Below are 18,340 nucleotides of genomic sequence, written 5' to 3'. Positions count from 1 at the left end.
CCTTTAAGTGAAATAAAGCCAAATAGGGACACTGATAAAACTAAGCAAGATTCCAAACGCAATTGCGCTGACTGCAAGTTTGGCATTTAACCCCGCTTTAATGACAATCGCTCCTGCGCTTACAACAGGTGGCATTGCTACCTCAATTAATGCCATGCGCAACAAATCATCAAATTCCCCAATCATCAATATAACAAATAAAAATAATAGCAAAGGAGCGACAAGCATTTTACCCAATAAACACACCATTGTCAAACGCCATTCTTCCTTAATGCCTTTTAAACTCATTTGCACACCAATGGCAAAAAGTGCGACAGGAGTTGCAGTTTGAGCAAGACTTTTGAGAGGGAGAAAAAGCTCATCAGGAATAGATATAGGAAATGCTTTGAGTAAAAGTCCCATCAATAAAGCAAGAAAAAGTGGGCTTTGAAAAAGCCTTAAAGCCACTGCACGAGGACGAAAACCTCCTTTGCCACCCATACTAAGAATCAAAGGAGCTAAAAAAGCAATGGGAATCCCCGTAACAATTTGATCATAAATAATTACTTTATTGGCATACGCCTCTCCTAAAGCTCCATTGACGATAGGCAGACCGAGAAAAAGTGTGTTACCAAAAGCTCCCATAAAGCTCATAGTGATAAGAGAATCCCGACTGACTTTAAGAATCTTGCCAATACCAAAGAGTGCTAATCCTCCACCGATAGAACAGAGAAATCCGATGAGGCAGACTTGCAAAAACATTATATCAATGTGTGCATGGTAAGTCCCATTAAAGATTTGTGCAGGTAATGCAAAGTTTAACAAGAATCCAAGCAAGATTCCGCTTTCTCTATTTCCCACGAGGCGCAAGAGTTTAGCGATATAACCGATACAAACAAATACACAAACACTATAAATAGCAAGTAGCATTAAAGTATCCCAAATCACAGAGCATTTTAAAGAATCTAGATTCTATCACAAATCAGATTAAGAGATTATTTTTTTTTGGGGTTTTATCAAGAGATAGATTCTCATTAATGAGCTTAATTTACTAAAATCCGAGATAAATGCGTTATAATGTGCGAAGAGTTTAATCTCATAAATTTTAGATTCTAGGAAGATAGAATGGCATATCAAACAAAAGAACAAGTTATAGAAGTTTTGAAACAAGTGATTTACCCTAATTTTTCAAAAGATATTGTAAGTTTTGGGTTTGTAAAAGAAGTCAATGTGGGAAAAGATAGTATAAGCGTAACTATTGATATACCTTCAAGCTCTCAAGAAGTTATAGATGCGCTTAGAAAAGATGTCGTTGCAAAGATTCAAGATTCTAATCTTACGCTTGTGATCAATCCTCCCAAACCTGCTCATAAGCCTCAACCTACGACTAAGAATCTCGCTCCACATATTAAGCATTTTGTCATGGTGAGTTCAGGAAAAGGAGGTGTGGGTAAATCCACAACAAGTGTGAATCTTGCTATCGCCCTTGCGCAACAAGGACAAAAGGTCGGATTACTTGATGCTGATATTTATGGTCCAAATATCCCGCGTATGCTTGGGTTGAATGTCAATAAAGCCGAAGTTGATGAGGATCAAAAAAAGCTTATCCCACTCAAAGCTTTTGGCGTAGAAATGATGAGTATGGGTGTGCTTTATGATGAAGGGCAAAGTTTGATTTGGCGAGGTCCGATGATTATGCGTGCGATTGAGCAAATGCTTACAGATGTATTATGGAGTGATTTAGATGTGCTTGTCATTGATATGCCACCGGGCACGGGCGATGCACAGCTTACACTTGCTCAAAGTGTCCCTGTGAGTGCCGGTGTGGTCGTAACCACTCCTCAAAAAGTGAGTTTAGATGACAGCGCGAGAAGTATGGATATGTTTGATAAGCTTAAAATCCCTATTGCTGGGGTGATTGAAAATATGAGCGGTTTTATTTGCCCTAATTGTGGAACAGAATATGATATTTTTGGTAAGGGGACAAGCGAGATTCTGACGCATCAATATGATACGACTTTATTAGCTCAAGTGCCTCTTGAACCAAAGGTGCGTGAAGGCGGCGATAATGGCAAGCCAATCGTATTTTTTGAGCCACATTCACAGAGTGCAAAGGCTTATATGAACGCAGCCATTAAGATTTGGGATTTTTTGCAAAAAGTCAAACATCATAACCTTGCTGACAATCGTGAGATTCAGCCTACACAAATGGCACGCTAGTCTAGAGAAAACACCATGTATAACTTTGTTTTAAGAATCTAAATATTCCTTAGGGTAAATTCTCTTACCCTAAGGTCAAGCTCGATAATGGATTCTATATCTTTAAGTTCCCCTAGATGATGAAAAGTATCTATCGCCTCAAATACAAGAGGCGCAATACGCCCAAAATCGATACTGCCTTTTAAAAATGCTTCAACTGCTATTTCATTACTAGCATTGAGAACAATCCCTTTTTTGGGATTTGAGAGGATTTCATCTTTTAAGCACCACAAAGGGTATCGTTGCGTGTCAATAGGTGCAAATGATAATTGCAAATCGCAAAGCGAAGTCGGCTGGATAAAAGATTGTTTTAAGGCTTGCTTATTATCCAAAGCATAGGCAATAGGTAGCTTCATATGAGGCTTACTGATGTGCGCAGTGATACTTCCATCAAGAAATTCTATCAGCGCATGCACATTTGAGCTTGGCTCAATATACGCATCAATATTCGTAGAACCAAATAGCCAAAATGCCTCAAGTATCTCAAAAAGCTTGTTTGCCATACTCGCAGAATCAATAGTGATTTTGCGCCCCATTTCCCAATTTGGGTGCTTGAGGGCTTGCTTTGGTGTAGCTGTGGCGATAGATTCTAAAGGCGCATCGCGAAATGCTCCGCCGCTTGCAGTGATATAAAGCTTCTTGATAGGGCGTTGATTAATCAGATACCATAATCCAAAATGCTCGCTATCAATAGGTGTAATGGGTGCTTTTTGGAGTAACCAACCCCCGCTGACAAGGGATTCTTTATTAGCTAGAGCAAGTTTTTTATTGCATTCTAAGGCTTTGAGGCTTGGCTCTAAACCGATAAATCCGACAAGAGCATTCAGCACAAGATTGCTTTTGCTTGATTGGATAAGCTCCAAAATGCCTTGATTCCCAAAGAAAAGCTTATAGTCGCCTTTGATGAGTTTAGGAGCGTCATTTTTATCGGCAATGCAGACATTACGCGGACGATGAGCTTGAATCTGTGTATTGAGTAAAGCAATGTTTTTACCCGCACATAGAGATTCTATGGGTATATGGAAACTTTGAGCAACTTCGAGGGCGTTTGTCCCAATCGAACCTGTGCTACCTAGTAATATCATCGATTTTCACTCAAAATGGGATAAAGACATCTCTATAACCGGGCAAAAAGAAAAGTAAAAAGTGCATTATAATCGCACCAAAAAATATTGCATCAAATCGATCAAGCACACCTCCATGTCCGGGAAATATCGTGCCACTATCTTTTACATCTGCTTCGCGTTTGAGATAACTTTCAAACAAATCCCCAAAGACAGATGCGATAGATACTGCAAGGGTGATTAACACAGAAGGCAAGAATCCACCGCAAGTGCCAATACCAATGATAGAGCCTACAATCACACCACACGCTACGCCACAAATAACGCCTTCAAGAGTTTTTTTAGGTGAAGTAGGGCAAAAGGGTGTTTTGCCAAATGCTTTTCCGCCAAAGTATGCGCCAATGTCGGTTAAAGCGACAATGACAATCAGCCAAATGATTACCCACACACCAGCACCTCCAGCATCACGATAAAGTGCCCAAATAGTTAAAAAGGGCAATACAGGATAAACGAATACAAGTAAAGCTTTCAACTGAATCGATTTGGTATAAGCTAAATAAGAAGCATAAATGAGTAACACAACAAAGCATGATTCTATGGGTGATTCATTAAAATATGCCAAAACCCAAATAAAGATTGTCGCAATATAATAATGCGGAGCAGATTCAAGTTTGTAGAGATTCAAAGCCTCCTTGACACCGACAACGCAAAATCCAGCGAGGATAGCACAAGTTAGCGGTGGATAATCAATACTTAAGACAACAACAAGTATTGCAATAAGCACAATGGCTGTGATAAATCGTGGTCGGTCAGACAAGAGTTTCTCTTTGAGATTCTGTGTATGCGGAGTTTGCAATGTCGAATCTGCTTGTGTGTCAGTGGATTCTGATGATTGATTAGGTTTTTCTAAATCATTTTTTTCGTTGTAATTGCTCAAATGACGCTCCTTTGAAGTATGAGATTAAAAATGGTGGTGAATGTAGAAAAACGCATGACTGCGATCATCAGTGCGATTTTTACTTAGCACACCTGCATTTTCTCCAGCATATCCAGCGATAGGACTATAACCTGCTTTGGTTGTATCACTAAACCATTCTATTTTACCACCAATGAACAAATCATCACGAATACGATAATTTAATGATAGCCCTACGCTTTGCTCATCGCTTCGTTCGCTTTTCGTGCCTCTTGCGATAATTTTCCAATGAAAGACATTGTAGTCTCCTCCTACAAAGCCATAGCCTGTAATTGCATCTTTTCCTACAATGTCTGAAAGTGCTTGCCCGATGTCGTAAGCACTTGCTGTCCAAATATCAATTGTCGATAGTAGAGGATTCCCCCATGTCCCAATGTGGGCATTAGCGTTGCCAAAATTTTGATAGTAACCCGCACCGAAATTAAACTTTGAGAGATCAAATTTTTGTTCTATATAAAGTGTGGCTGTCGTTTTTTCAATACCTCTCCATTGATTCTGTCGCACTGATGCGCTCTCTCCCCAAAATTCACCTTCAAGTCCCAAAGCCATAGGGACAATTGTGCGGATTTTTGTAATTGAGCGCAATCCTCTAAAAGCAAAATCCGGATTGGTATCATAAGTAAGGCTAATACCCGGAGCGACTACTTTTCCTGTAACACCATAAGAAAATAATGAAGCGGTGAATTTTGTTGTATTGAAGTCAATTCCAGCAGCATAAGTTTGTCGACCATTCCCATTTTTATCAACCCCATGCACGCGGTAAAAGTCATTGAAAAACTCATCATAAGCAAATCCGCGGCGGTTTGACCAAAAGCCCCAGATTCTAGTTATTCCTAATCGGATATAGCCCTCTGCTCCTTGCGTGTAACCGCTAAAATATTCACCCACTTTTTGATTATGATTAGCTCCAGCTGTGCCAGATTCATATCGTCCTAAACGAAAATAGATTCTGTCATTGTAGAGATATTCAAGAAAGGCATTTTGTATCATATAATTTTGCATGGTGTTTTTGTCATAAGCGTATCCGTAATATGATGTTTGGACAGCAGAAAATTCTTGACCTGCAATGATATTATTACGCGTGCTATCAAAGGCTAATCCTCCAATTGAGCCACCTAAACCAAATCGAAAACCGCTGCCTAAATCTGCATTGAGATTGAGCTGTGCAAAAATAGTTGTAAAACTTTCTGTAGGAGCTGCACCTGTAGATGAGTTGTAGCTTTGATTGTTGAATCCGACTTTTGTGAAAGTTTGCGCCGTGCCACCCACATTATAATCAAACGCATTTGCTATATTTGCTAGTAGTGCAATGCTTACACTCGAATATAAGATTTTCTTCATTTCTTTTCCTCAAAACTTATTCAAATATGCGTATTTTTTAAAATACAATATGTATTCTACAAAATAAAACTTAAATACTACTGAAGCGAGAATCAGCTGATGTCAAGGGCATTGATAAAATATTCTAGCACAGCCATTCTTACGCGCACACCATTATTGACTTGTTCAAGCACTTTGCATCGTTTGTCTTTAAGCACTTCATCATCAATATCAATATTGCGATGCACGGGTCCGGGGTGAAGAATCACCACATCACGATTACCGAGAATCTCCTTGGTGATGCAGTATTGAGAAGCATAATCTTTCAGCGAGCCATAAATTTGCTTATCATGGCGTTCGGTTTGAGTGCGCAAACTCATAAACGCATCGACTTCTTGCGCAATATCACGCAAACGATGAAAAGTGGGGAGATTTGTTGGTGGAAGAAAATGAGGCGGGGCGACTAGCAATACTTCCATACCAAAGCGTGTGAGAAGTTCGATATTGCTATTTGCAACACGAGAATTTTTAATATCTCCTACAATGGCAATTTTTTTACCTTTGAGTTGAGAAAAGTCATTACCAAAATATTCTTTCAGTGTGAGGAGGTCAAGCAAGGCTTGGGTAGGGTGAGCGTGAGCTCCATCTCCACCATTAATGATAGGGCAGCTTACTTGAGAGCGCAAATAATATCCCGCTCCGGCATTTTTATGGCGAATGATGATTGCATGAGGGTCCATTGCGTTAAGATTTGCTGCTGTATCTGAAATCGTCTCTCCTTTGCTTGTAGAGCTTTTACTGACATCAAGCCTAATAACATTCGCATTAAGACGCTTTGCTGCAATTTCAAAGCTTGAAAGAGTGCGGGTGGAGTTTTCAAAAAAAATCGTGATGATTGTTTTGTTTGCTAGAGAATCACAATGTTTTGTGTCTTTGTAGCTTTGAGCTTTGTCAAGAATAGATTCTATTTCTTTGACTTGAAGATCGCTGGTGCGCAAAAGATGTCGGGGTGTTTGCATCGGTGATCCTTGCGTTAGAGTTATTTGGCAGAATTGTAGCAAAGTTTGTGTTAAAATAACGCTAAAGAATGAGTAAAAAGAAATTGAGAAATAACAATGAGAATCATCTATTTTTTTCTATTTATTGCGCTATTATGCGGTTGTAGTGATTTGTATAAAAAAGATTTTGTCCGCATCGCTTCAGCAAATGTCGATTCTAAACAAGATAAAGCACTTTTAGAGCGGCATATTCAGGCAATGCGTAAATCTCAAATTATGCAAAATAATCGCACACAGCTTCTTGCTATTGTGCATTATATCAATCAGTCAGATTCTCATTTGGCTCAATCAATCCAAGAAGGTAGTGAAGTTTTTTTGGTAGAAATTTTTGACAGAGCGCATCAAATCAAGAAAAGCCAGATTCATTTTACACTTACTGCTTCATATAAAAGTATTGATGAAAAAAGTGTTATGCAAGCCAAAAGAGAAGATTTAGGAATTCTTACTCCCGATATTAGTTATAATAGCGCATATTGGGTGATTTTTGAGGGAATCGGTGAGCGTGGTAAAGAAGAGATGAAACTCATTATGAATGTGCAGAATATGGGTGAGATGGAATTTGATTTTGGGTATCACACTAATAAAAATAGTTTGGCACAATGATGCGTTTAGATGTGTATCTGAAAGAAAAATTAGGCTCAAGGCAAAAGGCACAAGAAGCCATAGAATCTGGTTGTGTGCGTGTCAATGGTATGTGTGTTTATAAGAGTTCTAGGCTGCTTGGAGATAATGATGAAGTGTGTATTGATACACAGGGCTTATTATGTGGGAGGGCGGGCTATAAGCTGCGAGGATTTATCGAGGAGTTAAAGCAGGTTGAGATATGGACAGAATCTTATCTTGCCTATAAAAATGCGCTAGATATTGGCTCTAGCACGGGAGGATTCACACAAGTGCTTCTCCAAAATGACATTAAGTCAGTCGTGTGTGTCGATGTAGGAAAAAATCAGCTGCACCCTATCGTGCGAGAAGATAAGCGAGTGAAAGCGTTTGAAGAATGCGATATTCGCACTTTTGTATCTAAAGAGTGTTTTGATATAGTGGTATGCGATGTGAGTTTTATTTCGCTTTATCAAATTTTGCCTTGTTTTAGGCAGATTCTGTGTGATGAATTTATTATGTTGTTTAAGCCGCAATTTGAAGTTGGTATAAAGGCTAAACGCAACAAAAAAGGCGTTTTGCAAGATTCGCAAGAGATTATTTTGGCATTAGAATCATTTTGTAAAGATTTACAAAATGAAGGTTTTAAGATAATTCACACACAAAAAAGTATTTTGAGCGGGAAGGAAGGGAATGAAGAGTTTTTTATCTATGCAAAAAAACTATGCGATTAAATCTCTCGCATTAGGGAAGTTTGATGGAATGCACCTTGCACACAGAATCCTTATAAAAGAGCTTTATCATCAAGGTGCTTTGTTGTGTCTTGAGATGGAAAAGGAAGATTGTTTAACGCCTAAAAATGAGAAATCACTTTATACGACATTGCCGATTTTTTATTTGCCTATCAGCAAGGTTCGTCAAAAAAATGGTATTGAGTTTGTGTGCCTTTTGCGTCAAAAATTTCCTAATCTCTCTAAGCTTGTTGTGGGCTATGATTTTCGATTTGGTAAAGATCGTGAGTTTGGGGCAAATGATTTGCCAAAGCTTTTTGATAAGCAAGTCGTGATTGTGCCAGAATATCGTATCAATGGTGTGGGTGTGCATTCTACGCTGATTAAAGATTTTATCCGTTTGGGTGATATGAATATGGCAAATGCACTATTGGGGCGATTGTATTGTTTGTATGGAAAGGTCGTCAGTGGGCAGAATCTCGGCTCAAAATATCTCTATGCGACTATCAATATTGAGACCAAAAATTATGTGATTCCTCAAGAGGGCGTTTATGTCAGTTTGAGTGAAGTTGATCAGCAAGTTTATCCAAGTGTCTCATTTATCGGGCATCGTTTGAGCACAGACAGACGTTTTGGCATTGAAAGTCATATTTTAGATAAAAATATCACTCTGCGTAAAAAAGAAGCAAGAATTTATTTTGTCCAAAAAATCCGCGATAATCAGGTGTTTGAAGATTTGAATGAGCTAAAAAAGCGTATTGCGCAAGATATTGTTCAAGCGCGAGATATTTTAGCTCTTGCGCGTTTAGATTCTATGCTTTCTCCCAAATCGTGCCTTGAGGCGTGTCCATAATCTCAATGCCTTGCTCTTTAAGCTCTTGACGCAAAGAATCTGCCAATGCGTAATTTTTCTGTGTTTTTGCAAGTGCGCGTTGGGCGATAATGTCATTAATGTGTTGCTTTTGCTCTTCGCTCACGCCTAACTGGAAGTAGCTTTGCGCATTTTTGCCTCCTAAGCCTAGCAATTTATCGATACACGCAAGATTGGCTGCAATCATTTGTTTGTAAGCCTTATCTTTGGGATTCTTATCAAGATGTTCATTGCTATTTGAAAGCATTTCTTCAATAATGCTTAGGGCTTTAGAGATATTAAAATCATCACTCAAAGATTCTATAAGGGTTTGGAGGAAATGTGAATCAGCCTTTTGCTGTGCTTGTGAGAGTATCTCTTGCGTCTCTTGTTCGGTGAGATTGAGACGTTTTTTGAGTCGATAGATTTTATCAAGACGCTTTTTGCTTTGTAATAAATCTTCTTCATTGAAGTTTAGAATCAGGCGATAATGCACGCCTAAAAGATAATTGCGCAAAATTTCTCCGTCATAGATTCTAAGAGCATCTTTGATAAAAAAGCTATTCCCTAAGGATTTGCTCATTTTTTCACCATTAATATTGACAAATCCATTATGAAGCCAATATTTAGCAATTTCTCGATGTGTAGCGCAACGCGTTTGGGAGGCTTCGTTTTCGTGATGAGGGAAGATAAGGTCTGCTCCACCAGCGTGAATATCAATAGCAAATTCACCGGTTTTGTAAGCAAGATGTTCTTCTATCATTGCCGAGCATTCGATATGCCAACCCGGACGCCCTTGCCCAAACGCACTTGCATAGGCAATGTCGTTTTCACCCTTATAACCTTTCCATAGTGCAAAGTCATTGTGGTCAAGCTTGTCATCTAACTCTGCGATACGGCTTTGGGCATTTGGGTCATCAATCCTGTGGGAGATAGAGCCATAAAGTGGGTCTTTATGGATACTTAAATACACATCACCATTGCTCCCTTTGTAAGCATAACCTTGTGCAAGAAGTTTTTGTATCATATCCTGCATAGGTTTTAGATTCTCTGTTGCTTTTGGTTCTATATCTGCGCGCCATACGCCTAGAGCGTCCATATCTTTGAGATAGAGATTGATATAATGTGTGGTGAGTTCTTCGAGCGGGATATGCTGCTCAAGGCTTTTTTTGATGATCTTATCATCAATGTCTGTGAAGTTTTTGACAAAAGTAACTTTATAGCCTAAAAACACGAATAATCTCCGCCATAAATCAAAAGCAATAGAGCTTCGCGCATGTCCAAGATGTGCCTCATCATACACCGTGGGTCCGCAGACATAGATTCTCACTTCATTTTCTTTGATGGGTTTAAAAGGGATTTTTTGTTTTTTAGCACTATCAAATAATGTGATCATTTAAATATTCCTTACAAATATGTGTATGCCTTCTACAAGTGCCTTAACATAAGGCTTAAGGAGCAAGAGAATCAAATATTCTATGCCTAAGATAGCGATAATGGCAAACCATGCTTTTTTTTGGTGAATTATACCCAAGAATTCTTTGAAGCCAAAGATTCTAATCGTCAATATAAAGAGCACAAATCCACTTAAACTTGCTGCAATCGCAAGTCCCATCGCACCCAATGGGTGCATAAGAATTAATGAGAATCCTACTCCACACAGAAGAGAAATGGCAGAGATTTTTGCCGCTTTCCCTTGCATTTGATGTGAATAAAGCCATAAAGAAAAGATTCTCGCAAGTCCAAAAGGCAGTAATCCTATCATATAAGCAGCAAATACATTTGCCACAACAAGAGTGTTTTCTTGTGTAAAATTCCCCCATTCATAAAGCAAAGAAATGATTTCATCTTTGAGCATAATACCGCCTAGCACGCATACGCTTAAGGCAATACATAAAAACCAAAATGATTTTTTCATCGCTTGGAGGGCTTGTGTAGATTGATCGTTTCTAATTGCTTTTGCAACAAGTGGAAAAAGAGCGGTTGAACAAGCAATCGCAAACACTGCGAGAGGAAATTGAAAGATGCGATTGGCATAATACAAATAACTGATACTTCCGCTTGCAAGAAATGAAGCAAGAAGGGTATCAATAAATGATGCAAGTTGTGCTGTGGAGCTACCTAGCATTGCAGGAAAGAATTGTTTAGCGAAGCTTTTGAGATCACTTTTGACAATAGCGATTTTCTTTTGAATCTTTTCGCTAGAATGAGGCATTTTAAACCACTGCCATAGCTCAATCATACCGACTTTCAAAAGTTTAAAGAATCGCAAACGATAAAGCGGATAAAAATGTAAGAAAATCTGTGCCACACCGCCACATAAAACGCCATAGCTTAGCATATATACCATTTGCATAGAATCTTTATCTTTTGATGAAATCAATGCGACAATCATACAAATGTTGAGAAGAACTGTGTTGTAAGCATTGACCCAAAAGCAATTTTTATATTGCAAAAGTGAAGATAAAAAAGTAACAATAAATACAAGCTCTAAATACCAAAAATTAATCACCACGATAGGTTTGGCAAGCTCAATAGTCGCATCATCGAATCCATAAGCGAGGAGTTTGGTAAAGAATCCGCTGAAGCAAACAACCAGCAATGAGAGTAATAAAATAAATGTAACAAAAAGGATAAAGGTAATTAGGGCAAACATTCCTTTGCGCCGACTGCGTATGAAGTTAGGCAAAAAGCTTTGCGTGAAAGCACCTTCACCAAACACGCGGCGAAAAAGATTGGGCATTTTGAATGCTGCAAAAAATATATCGCTATAAACACCCGCTCCAAGAAATTTTGCTGTGCATAAATCTCGCACAAATCCTGCAATTCTTGATAGCAAAATACCACTACTATTAGTGAGAAATGCTTTTTTTATCAACTTTTGCCTTTTTTAAAGTAAAATCATACTAAGATTATATCTATAATAAACAAACTGACACTAAGGGGTTTTTATGCAGTATTTTGAGCCCATTCCTATCAAGAGTTGTAATGATGTGGGTATGGAAATCAGAAAAGTCGCTGATTTTTTTGCGCTTGAAGAAGAGATGGTAAGTTTTGATATTGTATCTATTACAACTTTGCATCGGGGTGAAAAAAAGAAAGACTTCAGCGTCCTTAGTGGCGAAGAATTGCAGAATATTTTAGGCAATGATGAGCAATATCTTAAAGATGATTTTGAAGTCAAGCAAGTTTATGATGTCTTAATAAGATGTCTAAAAGAAAACGATCTTGCACCATTTGTAGCACTTAGAATGGATAATCAATGCTACGAGCTTACATTGGACTTAAAAGCGGGATTGGAAATCACGACAGATGATAGCTTTTTTAGCTCTTTGTATGAAGAAATCACGCGAAAGAAGATTGTAGAGCATATTATCATACGCCTTTTTGGAGAAAATACTCAAAAAGAAATCACCTACCTCAAAGAGCTTTTTTCACACTTGGGACTGAAGGGCAAATTAGAATCTGACCAAAGTGTTGTGATAGGGAAGGCTAGTCAATTTGTCCCAGAAATCAAGCCACATTTTACATTCGTGCTTGAGGATCAATGGAAAAAAAGTAATGCGACACATGTTGATTTTGCTTCTTATGCGGCAAAAGGTGGTGATGTCGTAGGTATTAGTATCAAAGCACAAGCAGGGTCAAGCGGACGCAATCTCAAAGGTGAATATGTCAATGTCAAAAAACAAGATAAGCCAGAGGGTGAGAAAGTCGAAGAAGAAATTAAGATTCGCTTTAAAGAGAGTGATTTTCGGAAAGAAGATAAAGAGGGCGTAGTGGAATATTATGCTCTCCAAGATGGCTATGTAGATTTTGGCGAAGGGGAGTTGCGTTTGATCTCGGATTTTGCATTTCCTGAAGTGAGCTTGCGTAAGAATGGCAGTTTGTTGGGAGGTGTGCAAAAAGGCTTTGTCATAGAGGTAACTTGTGCTGATCCTAGTCAAGATGCAATTGGAGCAAGCATTATTCTTGAAGCTAGTGAAGTGAAAGTTTATGGGAGTGTGGCAGAAAATGCTACAATCATAGCGAAAAAGATTGAAATCAATGGACAAACCCACCAAAGCTCACATATTAGAGCTGATGAGATTACGATTGATATTCATAAAGGGACAGCTGTGGGCGATAAGGTCCGTGTTAATCGACTTGAACTTGGACACATAGAGGGCGAAGAGGTTGTCGTTGAGAGTGCAAGTGGAGGACAGATTCAAGCAATGGATATTACCATTACTAAGCTCCATTCTCATTCAAAAATCTCCCTTTCTAATAAACTTTATATCAAAGAAATGTTAGGCGGAGAAAATGAAATCGTTATTTCTTCTCGCGCAAGCCTCAAGGCTCATGAACAATCAGAATATGTCAATTCGCAAATTGCGCATAATATTGAAGAAATTAATGCTTTGCTCCATGTGCTTAATAAAGATTTAGTGGAGGTGCGCAAAACAAAGCCGGTGGTAGAAAAAATTAAGGGCATTATGGAAGAGAACAAGAAAAACAATAGACCCAATGACAAAAATATCACTGATAGTGTAGCACAATATGTGATTTTGCTTAGGCGCACAAAATACCTTAAGGAACGCATTGTTACCTTGCAGGAGAGTAGTAAAAAACTCAATGCAAGTTTGGAGATTCTCGATAAAAAAACACAAGAAGCAAAAATCATTAGTGATACTCAATGGCAAAAGGATAATGAAATTGTTTATGAACACTTTTTCCCCGAGGGTCGAGATATGATGTTGATTAGTGGTGGCGAAAGTGCTAATATCAGCATTGATCAAGAGACATTAAAGCTGATTCGAGAATAAAGATTGATTGGCAAGGAAAAGAAGTGATTGTCGGTTTGCGTGGAAAGCTTATCAAAAATGAACCTACTTATGTGGAGATTGATGCGGGAGGCGTGATCTATGGAGTGCAAATGTCAGTTAATGCCACGACAAGCTTAAAAGATCGTATCAATGAAGAAGTGCAGATTCTGTGTATGCAGATTGTGCGAGAAGATGCACATCTACTCTTTGGATTCGCAGAGGCACTTGAGCGGACAACTTTTGAGCGTTTGATAAAGATCAATGGTGTGGGTCCCAAAGTCGCTATGGCGATTCTTTCGACTTATACACCTTCGAGTTTTGGAAGGATTATTGCAGACAAAGACATTGAAGCACTGAAGCGCGTTCCTGGTATTGGCGTAAAAGGAGCGGGCAAGATTATGGTTGATTTGGCAGGATTCTTTAATGGATTGGTGAGTTTTGAACAAGCATCTTCTTCTGAAAATCACCATCATGCCAAACAAGAAGCAGCCCTTGCTTTAGAATCTTTAGGCTTTAAAGCAAGCGATATTCAAAAAGCTCTTCACAATATACATTCTGATTCTGTATCTGAAATTGTCAAAGAAGCACTAAAAAAATTCGCATAAAGCTATTTATTAAGTTATAAAATTATAAAATTGAGAAAGATATTCCAATATTAAGGGAAAGTATGTTGAAGTCTTTTCGATCCAAGGTTCTTTTTACACTTTTTATTTTTATTATTATCGGTTTTAGCGCACTTTATAATATCATTTCTATGGATTATGAAAAAATGGCAGAAGCCGAGGGTAGTAAGACTGCTCAAATGTTGGGAGATTCAATCTTTCAAACCGTGCGTATGAGTATGAATCTGGGTATGCGGGAAATGATTGATGCGGGATTAGAGCAAGCAGCGAAGATTCCGGGCGTATTGTCTTTGGAGATTCACAAATCACAAGATGTGATTGATTTGTTTGGTATGTCTGCATCTCCTTCTGTCAGAGAAGATATTCAAGACATCTTTAAAAACAAACAATCTGTTTTGATTGAAACACATGAAGGCAAAACACATAATGTGATATTACAAAAGCCTTTGATTGCTGATGAAAGTTGTATGGCTTGCCATGAGTATGGTCATGTCAAAGCAGGCGATGTGCTGGGTGTTTTGGAGCTTAAAATTTCATCTGATAGTCTTTATGAACAAATTGATAATAGCAAGGAATATATGCTTTTGGCGATGATTATTGCGGGGATTTTGGCAATTCTTGGGCTTTATATCTTTTTTGAGAAAGAATTGGTTAAGCCACTTAATCGCCTACGAGATATGGCAAAGGATCTTACAGAGAGCGGGAGCGGTGATCTTACAAAACGGATTGTGATTAAGAGCGAAGATGAGGTTGGTATTACTTCTGGATATGTCAATAAATTTATACAGACGATTCAGGATACGATTGTCGTTAGCAAACGAGTAAGTGAAGAAAATACTCAAATTTGCGATCGTTTGCTGGAAGTTTCTGATACACTTGCAAAAAATTCTGACGAACAATTTGAGCTTGTTGATAAGGTCAATATACTTGCAAAAAATGTGAGTGAAAATACAGATGTCGCTGGAGAAACGATTGATTTGACGACTGATAGTATTACTGATACCGAAGAAATGCTTGATAAATTTGTCGATAAGCTTCAAGATTCAATCGAACTTGTTAATACATCGGCTCAAACACAGCAAAATATTGTTGAAAGTATTGGTGAGCTTATTGTGCATGCTGATGAGGTGAAGAGCGTTCTTTCTATCATCAATGACATTGCAGACCAAACCAATCTCTTAGCTCTTAATGCAGCTATTGAAGCAGCAAGAGCAGGAGAACACGGCAGAGGATTCGCAGTCGTTGCTGATGAAGTAAGAAAACTTGCAGAAAGAACTCAAAAGTCTTTAGGAGAAATAGAAGCCAATACAAATCTTCTCGTGCAGTCTGTCAATGATATGGGAGAATCTATCAGGGGTATCACAGATGAAATGATGTTGATTACAGAAAAAACGACACCACTTATCGAAGATGCACACAGCACACATCAAAGACTTACTTTGACTAAGCAAAATTCTGTCAAATTACGAGAGATTAGTGCGTCTATTGCGTCTAGCACTAAGGAATTGACACAAATGATGGAAAGTATTATTACTTCATCGGAATCGACACAAAATGTGGGACGCAATATCCAAAAAGTTGTCCATAGTATGTCTCAAAAAGCGCAAGAGCTTGATAGTGTGATTTCTAAATTTAAAACTTGAGAATCTAAAAAGAGCGTATGCGGCATATAGCGTATTTTGAGGCAAATTTACAATCCATCGATGCAATACTTTTGTGGGTAGATTCTGTCTTTGCTCCGCTTTCAAAGTATTGCTACGCTAGAACATTTTTGCCTATTTATCAGCCAAAGACACAAGGTCAATTTGATTTGTTAGGCTCGATGCTTTTTGAATATGTGAGTAATGTGATTGAGCATGGGATATTGGGATTGGAAAAGATGCAAGTGTATAACGCTAAGAGAAGTTATAGACAAAGTATTTTAGAGCGTAAAAAAATATGTGTTTATCTTGCATTTAATACTAGGTTTTTAACCTTTGATATAATATATCCTTTGGGCGGAATTTTTCAACGAAGAGATTTTATGGTAAATAGGCAAAAATGCGATGAGTTGTTGGGTGGTAAAGGAGAAAAAATAATGAAATGGCTTTTTAGACATCATATCATTTCTGTGCGTAAGCATAAAACAATGACTATGCGGTTGAGGTTACAATGGCGTTAAGTGCAGAAGTGATCAATGATTTGCATATCATTAAAAGCACAGGAAAACTCAAAACCTATGAAGCATTTTTTGCTTTTAAAAATGAGCTTGAGACTTTTATCCCAAATATACTTTCTAGCGATGATCCTATTTTGAGATTGTATTTTGTCCAAGCATTTCCTATCAGTTCGTATGTATTGGGTTATATTTTAAAACTTAGAAATATAGACAAAGTGCGTATTGAAATCATTGTCGATGATTTGCGTCTTTTTATGTTTTTTGATGAAGTGGATATGGTCGATGAATTTAAAATTAAAATTATGGAGATGTAGTCAGTGATGGACACTTTACATCAATCGTCTTATAGTGCATGGAATCATATTTATGATTATATTGATCCTATTGCGTTTGAAATGTTTGGAATCAATGTCCATTGGTATGGTATTGCCTATGTGAGCGCAATGCTAGTCGCATTTTTTATTGCTAAGGCATTTGTAAAGTATCACAATCAACGCTTTCCTATCACGCAAGAGTTGCTTGATAGCTTTTTTATTTGGGTAGAGATTGGCGTGATACTTGGAGGGAGAATCGGCTATGTGATGATTTATTCTCCTCAACACCGGTGGGATTATCTTTTGCAACCTTGGACGATGTTTAATCCTTATGTTGATGGTGTTTTCGTGGGGATTAGTGGGATTAGTTATCATGGAGCACTAGTTGGCTTTGTCTTGGCAGCAATTTTGTTTTGTGTGGTTAAAAAGCAAAATTTCTTTATTTTTATGGATCTTTCGGCAATTTCTATTCCTTTAGGCTATGTGTTTGGGCGATTAGGTAATTTTCTCAATCACGAACTTTATGGGAGAGAGATACAAAGTGATAGTTTTGCACATCATATAGGAATCTTAGTCGATGGGACTTTGCGTTACCCAAGTCAGCTTTTTGAGGCTTTTACGGAGGGGGTTGTCGTCTTTATCGTGATGATTTTATTGTTTAAATACGCAAAGCGTCCGGGAAGTTTGCTCGTGTTATATGGGTTTTTATATAGTCTTGCGCGGTTTAGTTGTGAGTTTTTTCGTGAAGCTGATTCTCAAATGGGCTATTATGCGTTAGGTTTGTCAATGGGGCAGATTCTAAGTCTTGTGATGATAGGGGTGAGTGTGATTTTGGCTTTGATTGTGTTTTTGAATCCCTCATATAAGGCTTATCCGCAAACAAAACACGCAAAAAGGAAAAAGCGATGAGCTTTAAAAAAGCCTATATGTGGCTTATTTTCGCTGTGCTAACCGAAGTCTTGGCTACAAGTTTTATGAAAGCAAGCCAATATCAAATATGGGGATTTGTGTGTATGTATGCAATGCTTGTCTTTTCATATTATTTTATGGCACTTTCACTCAAAAAACTTTCTATAAGTGTAGCTTATGCTATCTGGGAAGTTTTAGGTGTTTTGTGTGTAGTAGGCATAGGGATTTTTTATTTTAATGAGATTCTCACACCCAAACAGACAATAGGTATAGCCCTTTCTATTGGCGGTATTATGTTGATTAATATCGCAGAACTCAAAAATCACAAAGCAGATTCAGAATCTCCGCAAGAGTAGGGAAATGTGATGAGCTGGGCGTTGGTATTTGTGTTGTGTGCGGCGATTCTTGATGTCATTGCGAATTTGTTTTTAAAAAAATCTCATAGCTTTACACACAAAGGATATGCAGTGGGCTGTATTCTAATGGTTTGGGCTGCTTTTAGTGCTTTGGCTTTAGCGATACAGACTTTACCTTTGAGTGTGGCTTATGCGACTTGGGGAGCAGTAGGGATTATAGGGACGAGCATAGGCGGCTATATTGTTTTTAAAGAGCGTTTAGGAATGATAGGCTATATCGGTATCGCAATGGTTGTATGCGCAGTGATTTTACTTAATTCATAAATTGAAATATGCTAGAA

General features: G+C 38.1%; 19 protein-coding genes. 12 read left to right on the top strand and 7 right to left on the bottom strand.

Annotated features, from left to right (window positions below; all coding sequences use genetic code 11):
* Positions 1-3 precede the first annotated feature (3 nt).
* Positions 4-909 (bottom strand): AEC family transporter, encoded by a 906-nt coding sequence (locus LS68_RS07700; protein WP_034369342.1) that lies wholly within the window; start codon positions 907-909, stop codon positions 4-6.
* A 195-nt stretch (positions 910-1,104) separates the two neighbouring features.
* Between LS68_RS07700 and LS68_RS07695 the strand changes: the two genes are divergently transcribed.
* Positions 1,105-2,199 carry an Mrp/NBP35 family ATP-binding protein gene (locus LS68_RS07695; protein WP_034369345.1) on the top strand — a complete coding sequence of 365 codons (1,095 nt, stop codon included), beginning with the start codon at positions 1,105-1,107 and terminating at the stop codon, positions 2,197-2,199.
* 38 nt (positions 2,200-2,237) lie between these two features.
* On the opposite strand, the gene dxr is transcribed toward LS68_RS07695, so the two are convergent.
* From dxr to LS68_RS07675, 4 genes are all read right to left on the bottom strand, one after another.
* A complete protein-coding gene (gene dxr, locus LS68_RS07690; RefSeq protein ID WP_034369348.1) occupies positions 2,238-3,323 on the bottom strand; it encodes a 1-deoxy-D-xylulose-5-phosphate reductoisomerase in 1,086 nt (361 codons plus the stop codon).
* Between the two features lie 10 nt (positions 3,324-3,333).
* On the bottom strand, positions 3,334-4,239 hold the full coding sequence (locus LS68_RS07685; RefSeq protein WP_081950867.1) for a CDP-archaeol synthase: 906 nt from the start codon (positions 4,237-4,239) through the stop codon (positions 3,334-3,336).
* Between the two features lie 24 nt (positions 4,240-4,263).
* Positions 4,264-5,619 carry an outer membrane family protein gene (locus tag LS68_RS07680; protein WP_034369350.1) on the bottom strand — a complete coding sequence of 452 codons (1,356 nt, stop codon included), beginning with the start codon at positions 5,617-5,619 and terminating at the stop codon, positions 4,264-4,266.
* A gap of 92 nt (positions 5,620-5,711) precedes the next feature.
* Positions 5,712-6,617 (bottom strand): aspartate carbamoyltransferase catalytic subunit, encoded by a 906-nt coding sequence (locus LS68_RS07675; protein WP_034369351.1) that lies wholly within the window; start codon positions 6,615-6,617, stop codon positions 5,712-5,714.
* Positions 6,618-6,713: 96 nt separating this feature from the next.
* On the opposite strand from LS68_RS07675, the gene LS68_RS07670 reads away from it, so the two are divergent.
* Genes LS68_RS07670 through LS68_RS07660 form a run of 3 tightly spaced genes read left to right on the top strand, consistent with a single transcriptional unit; the run spans position 6,714 to position 8,840 of the window.
* Complete coding sequence (locus LS68_RS07670; protein ID WP_034369354.1) at positions 6,714-7,259, top strand: hypothetical protein; 546 nt, start codon at positions 6,714-6,716, stop codon at positions 7,257-7,259.
* Positions 7,259-7,990, top strand: coding sequence for a TlyA family RNA methyltransferase (locus LS68_RS07665; protein WP_138091352.1), 732 nt, complete (start codon positions 7,259-7,261; stop codon positions 7,988-7,990). The genes LS68_RS07670 and LS68_RS07665 overlap by 1 nt, the downstream gene beginning before the upstream one ends.
* The gene (locus LS68_RS07660; protein ID WP_052100107.1) at positions 7,950-8,840 is read left to right on the top strand and encodes a bifunctional riboflavin kinase/FAD synthetase; all 891 of its coding nucleotides are present in this window, start codon (positions 7,950-7,952) and stop codon (positions 8,838-8,840) included. Before LS68_RS07665 ends, LS68_RS07660 begins: the two co-directional genes overlap by 41 nt.
* Here LS68_RS07660 and cysS read toward each other — a convergent pair.
* Positions 8,800-10,233 (bottom strand): cysteine--tRNA ligase, encoded by a 1,434-nt coding sequence (gene cysS, locus LS68_RS07655; protein WP_034369359.1) that lies wholly within the window; start codon positions 10,231-10,233, stop codon positions 8,800-8,802. The two genes, LS68_RS07660 and cysS, sit on opposite strands and share 41 nt — an antisense overlap.
* Positions 10,234-11,715 carry a murein biosynthesis integral membrane protein MurJ gene (gene murJ / locus LS68_RS07650; protein ID WP_034369362.1) on the bottom strand — a complete coding sequence of 494 codons (1,482 nt, stop codon included), beginning with the start codon at positions 11,713-11,715 and terminating at the stop codon, positions 10,234-10,236.
* Positions 11,716-11,788: 73 nt separating this feature from the next.
* Here murJ and LS68_RS07645 point away from each other — a divergent pair, with 73 nt between their 5' ends.
* The 8 genes from LS68_RS07645 (at position 11,789) to LS68_RS07610 (ending at position 18,323) form a co-directional block, all read left to right on the top strand.
* Entirely contained in the window at positions 11,789-13,639 is a 1,851-nt protein-coding gene (locus tag LS68_RS07645) for a hypothetical protein (RefSeq protein WP_034369365.1), read from the top strand.
* A 23-nt stretch (positions 13,640-13,662) separates the two neighbouring features.
* The gene (gene ruvA / locus LS68_RS07640; RefSeq protein ID WP_034369367.1) at positions 13,663-14,244 is read left to right on the top strand and encodes a Holliday junction branch migration protein RuvA; all 582 of its coding nucleotides are present in this window, start codon (positions 13,663-13,665) and stop codon (positions 14,242-14,244) included.
* 62 nt (positions 14,245-14,306) lie between these two features.
* The gene (locus LS68_RS07635; protein WP_138091350.1) at positions 14,307-15,905 is read left to right on the top strand and encodes a methyl-accepting chemotaxis protein; all 1,599 of its coding nucleotides are present in this window, start codon (positions 14,307-14,309) and stop codon (positions 15,903-15,905) included.
* Positions 15,906-15,922: 17 nt separating this feature from the next.
* On the top strand, positions 15,923-16,423 hold the full coding sequence (locus LS68_RS07630) for a hypothetical protein (RefSeq protein WP_034369915.1): 501 nt from the start codon (positions 15,923-15,925) through the stop codon (positions 16,421-16,423).
* Complete coding sequence (locus LS68_RS07625; RefSeq protein ID WP_034369913.1) at positions 16,414-16,734, top strand: hypothetical protein; 321 nt, start codon at positions 16,414-16,416, stop codon at positions 16,732-16,734. The genes LS68_RS07630 and LS68_RS07625 overlap by 10 nt, the downstream gene beginning before the upstream one ends.
* 6 nt (positions 16,735-16,740) lie before the next feature.
* Entirely contained in the window at positions 16,741-17,643 is a 903-nt protein-coding gene (gene lgt, locus LS68_RS07620) for a prolipoprotein diacylglyceryl transferase (RefSeq protein WP_138091412.1), read from the top strand.
* The gene (locus tag LS68_RS07615; protein ID WP_034369911.1) at positions 17,640-17,999 is read left to right on the top strand and encodes a multidrug efflux SMR transporter; all 360 of its coding nucleotides are present in this window, start codon (positions 17,640-17,642) and stop codon (positions 17,997-17,999) included. Before lgt ends, LS68_RS07615 begins: the two co-directional genes overlap by 4 nt.
* A gap of 9 nt (positions 18,000-18,008) precedes the next feature.
* Positions 18,009-18,323 carry a multidrug efflux SMR transporter gene (locus LS68_RS07610; protein ID WP_034369909.1) on the top strand — a complete coding sequence of 105 codons (315 nt, stop codon included), beginning with the start codon at positions 18,009-18,011 and terminating at the stop codon, positions 18,321-18,323.
* Positions 18,324-18,340: the final 17 nt, after the last annotated feature.

The organism is Helicobacter sp. MIT 05-5293, assembly GCF_000765665.2.
Classification (GTDB): domain Bacteria; phylum Campylobacterota; class Campylobacteria; order Campylobacterales; family Helicobacteraceae; genus Helicobacter_C.
The sequence above is the reverse complement of the archived record's forward strand: the minus strand, read 5'-3'. Positions and strand labels throughout refer to the sequence as shown.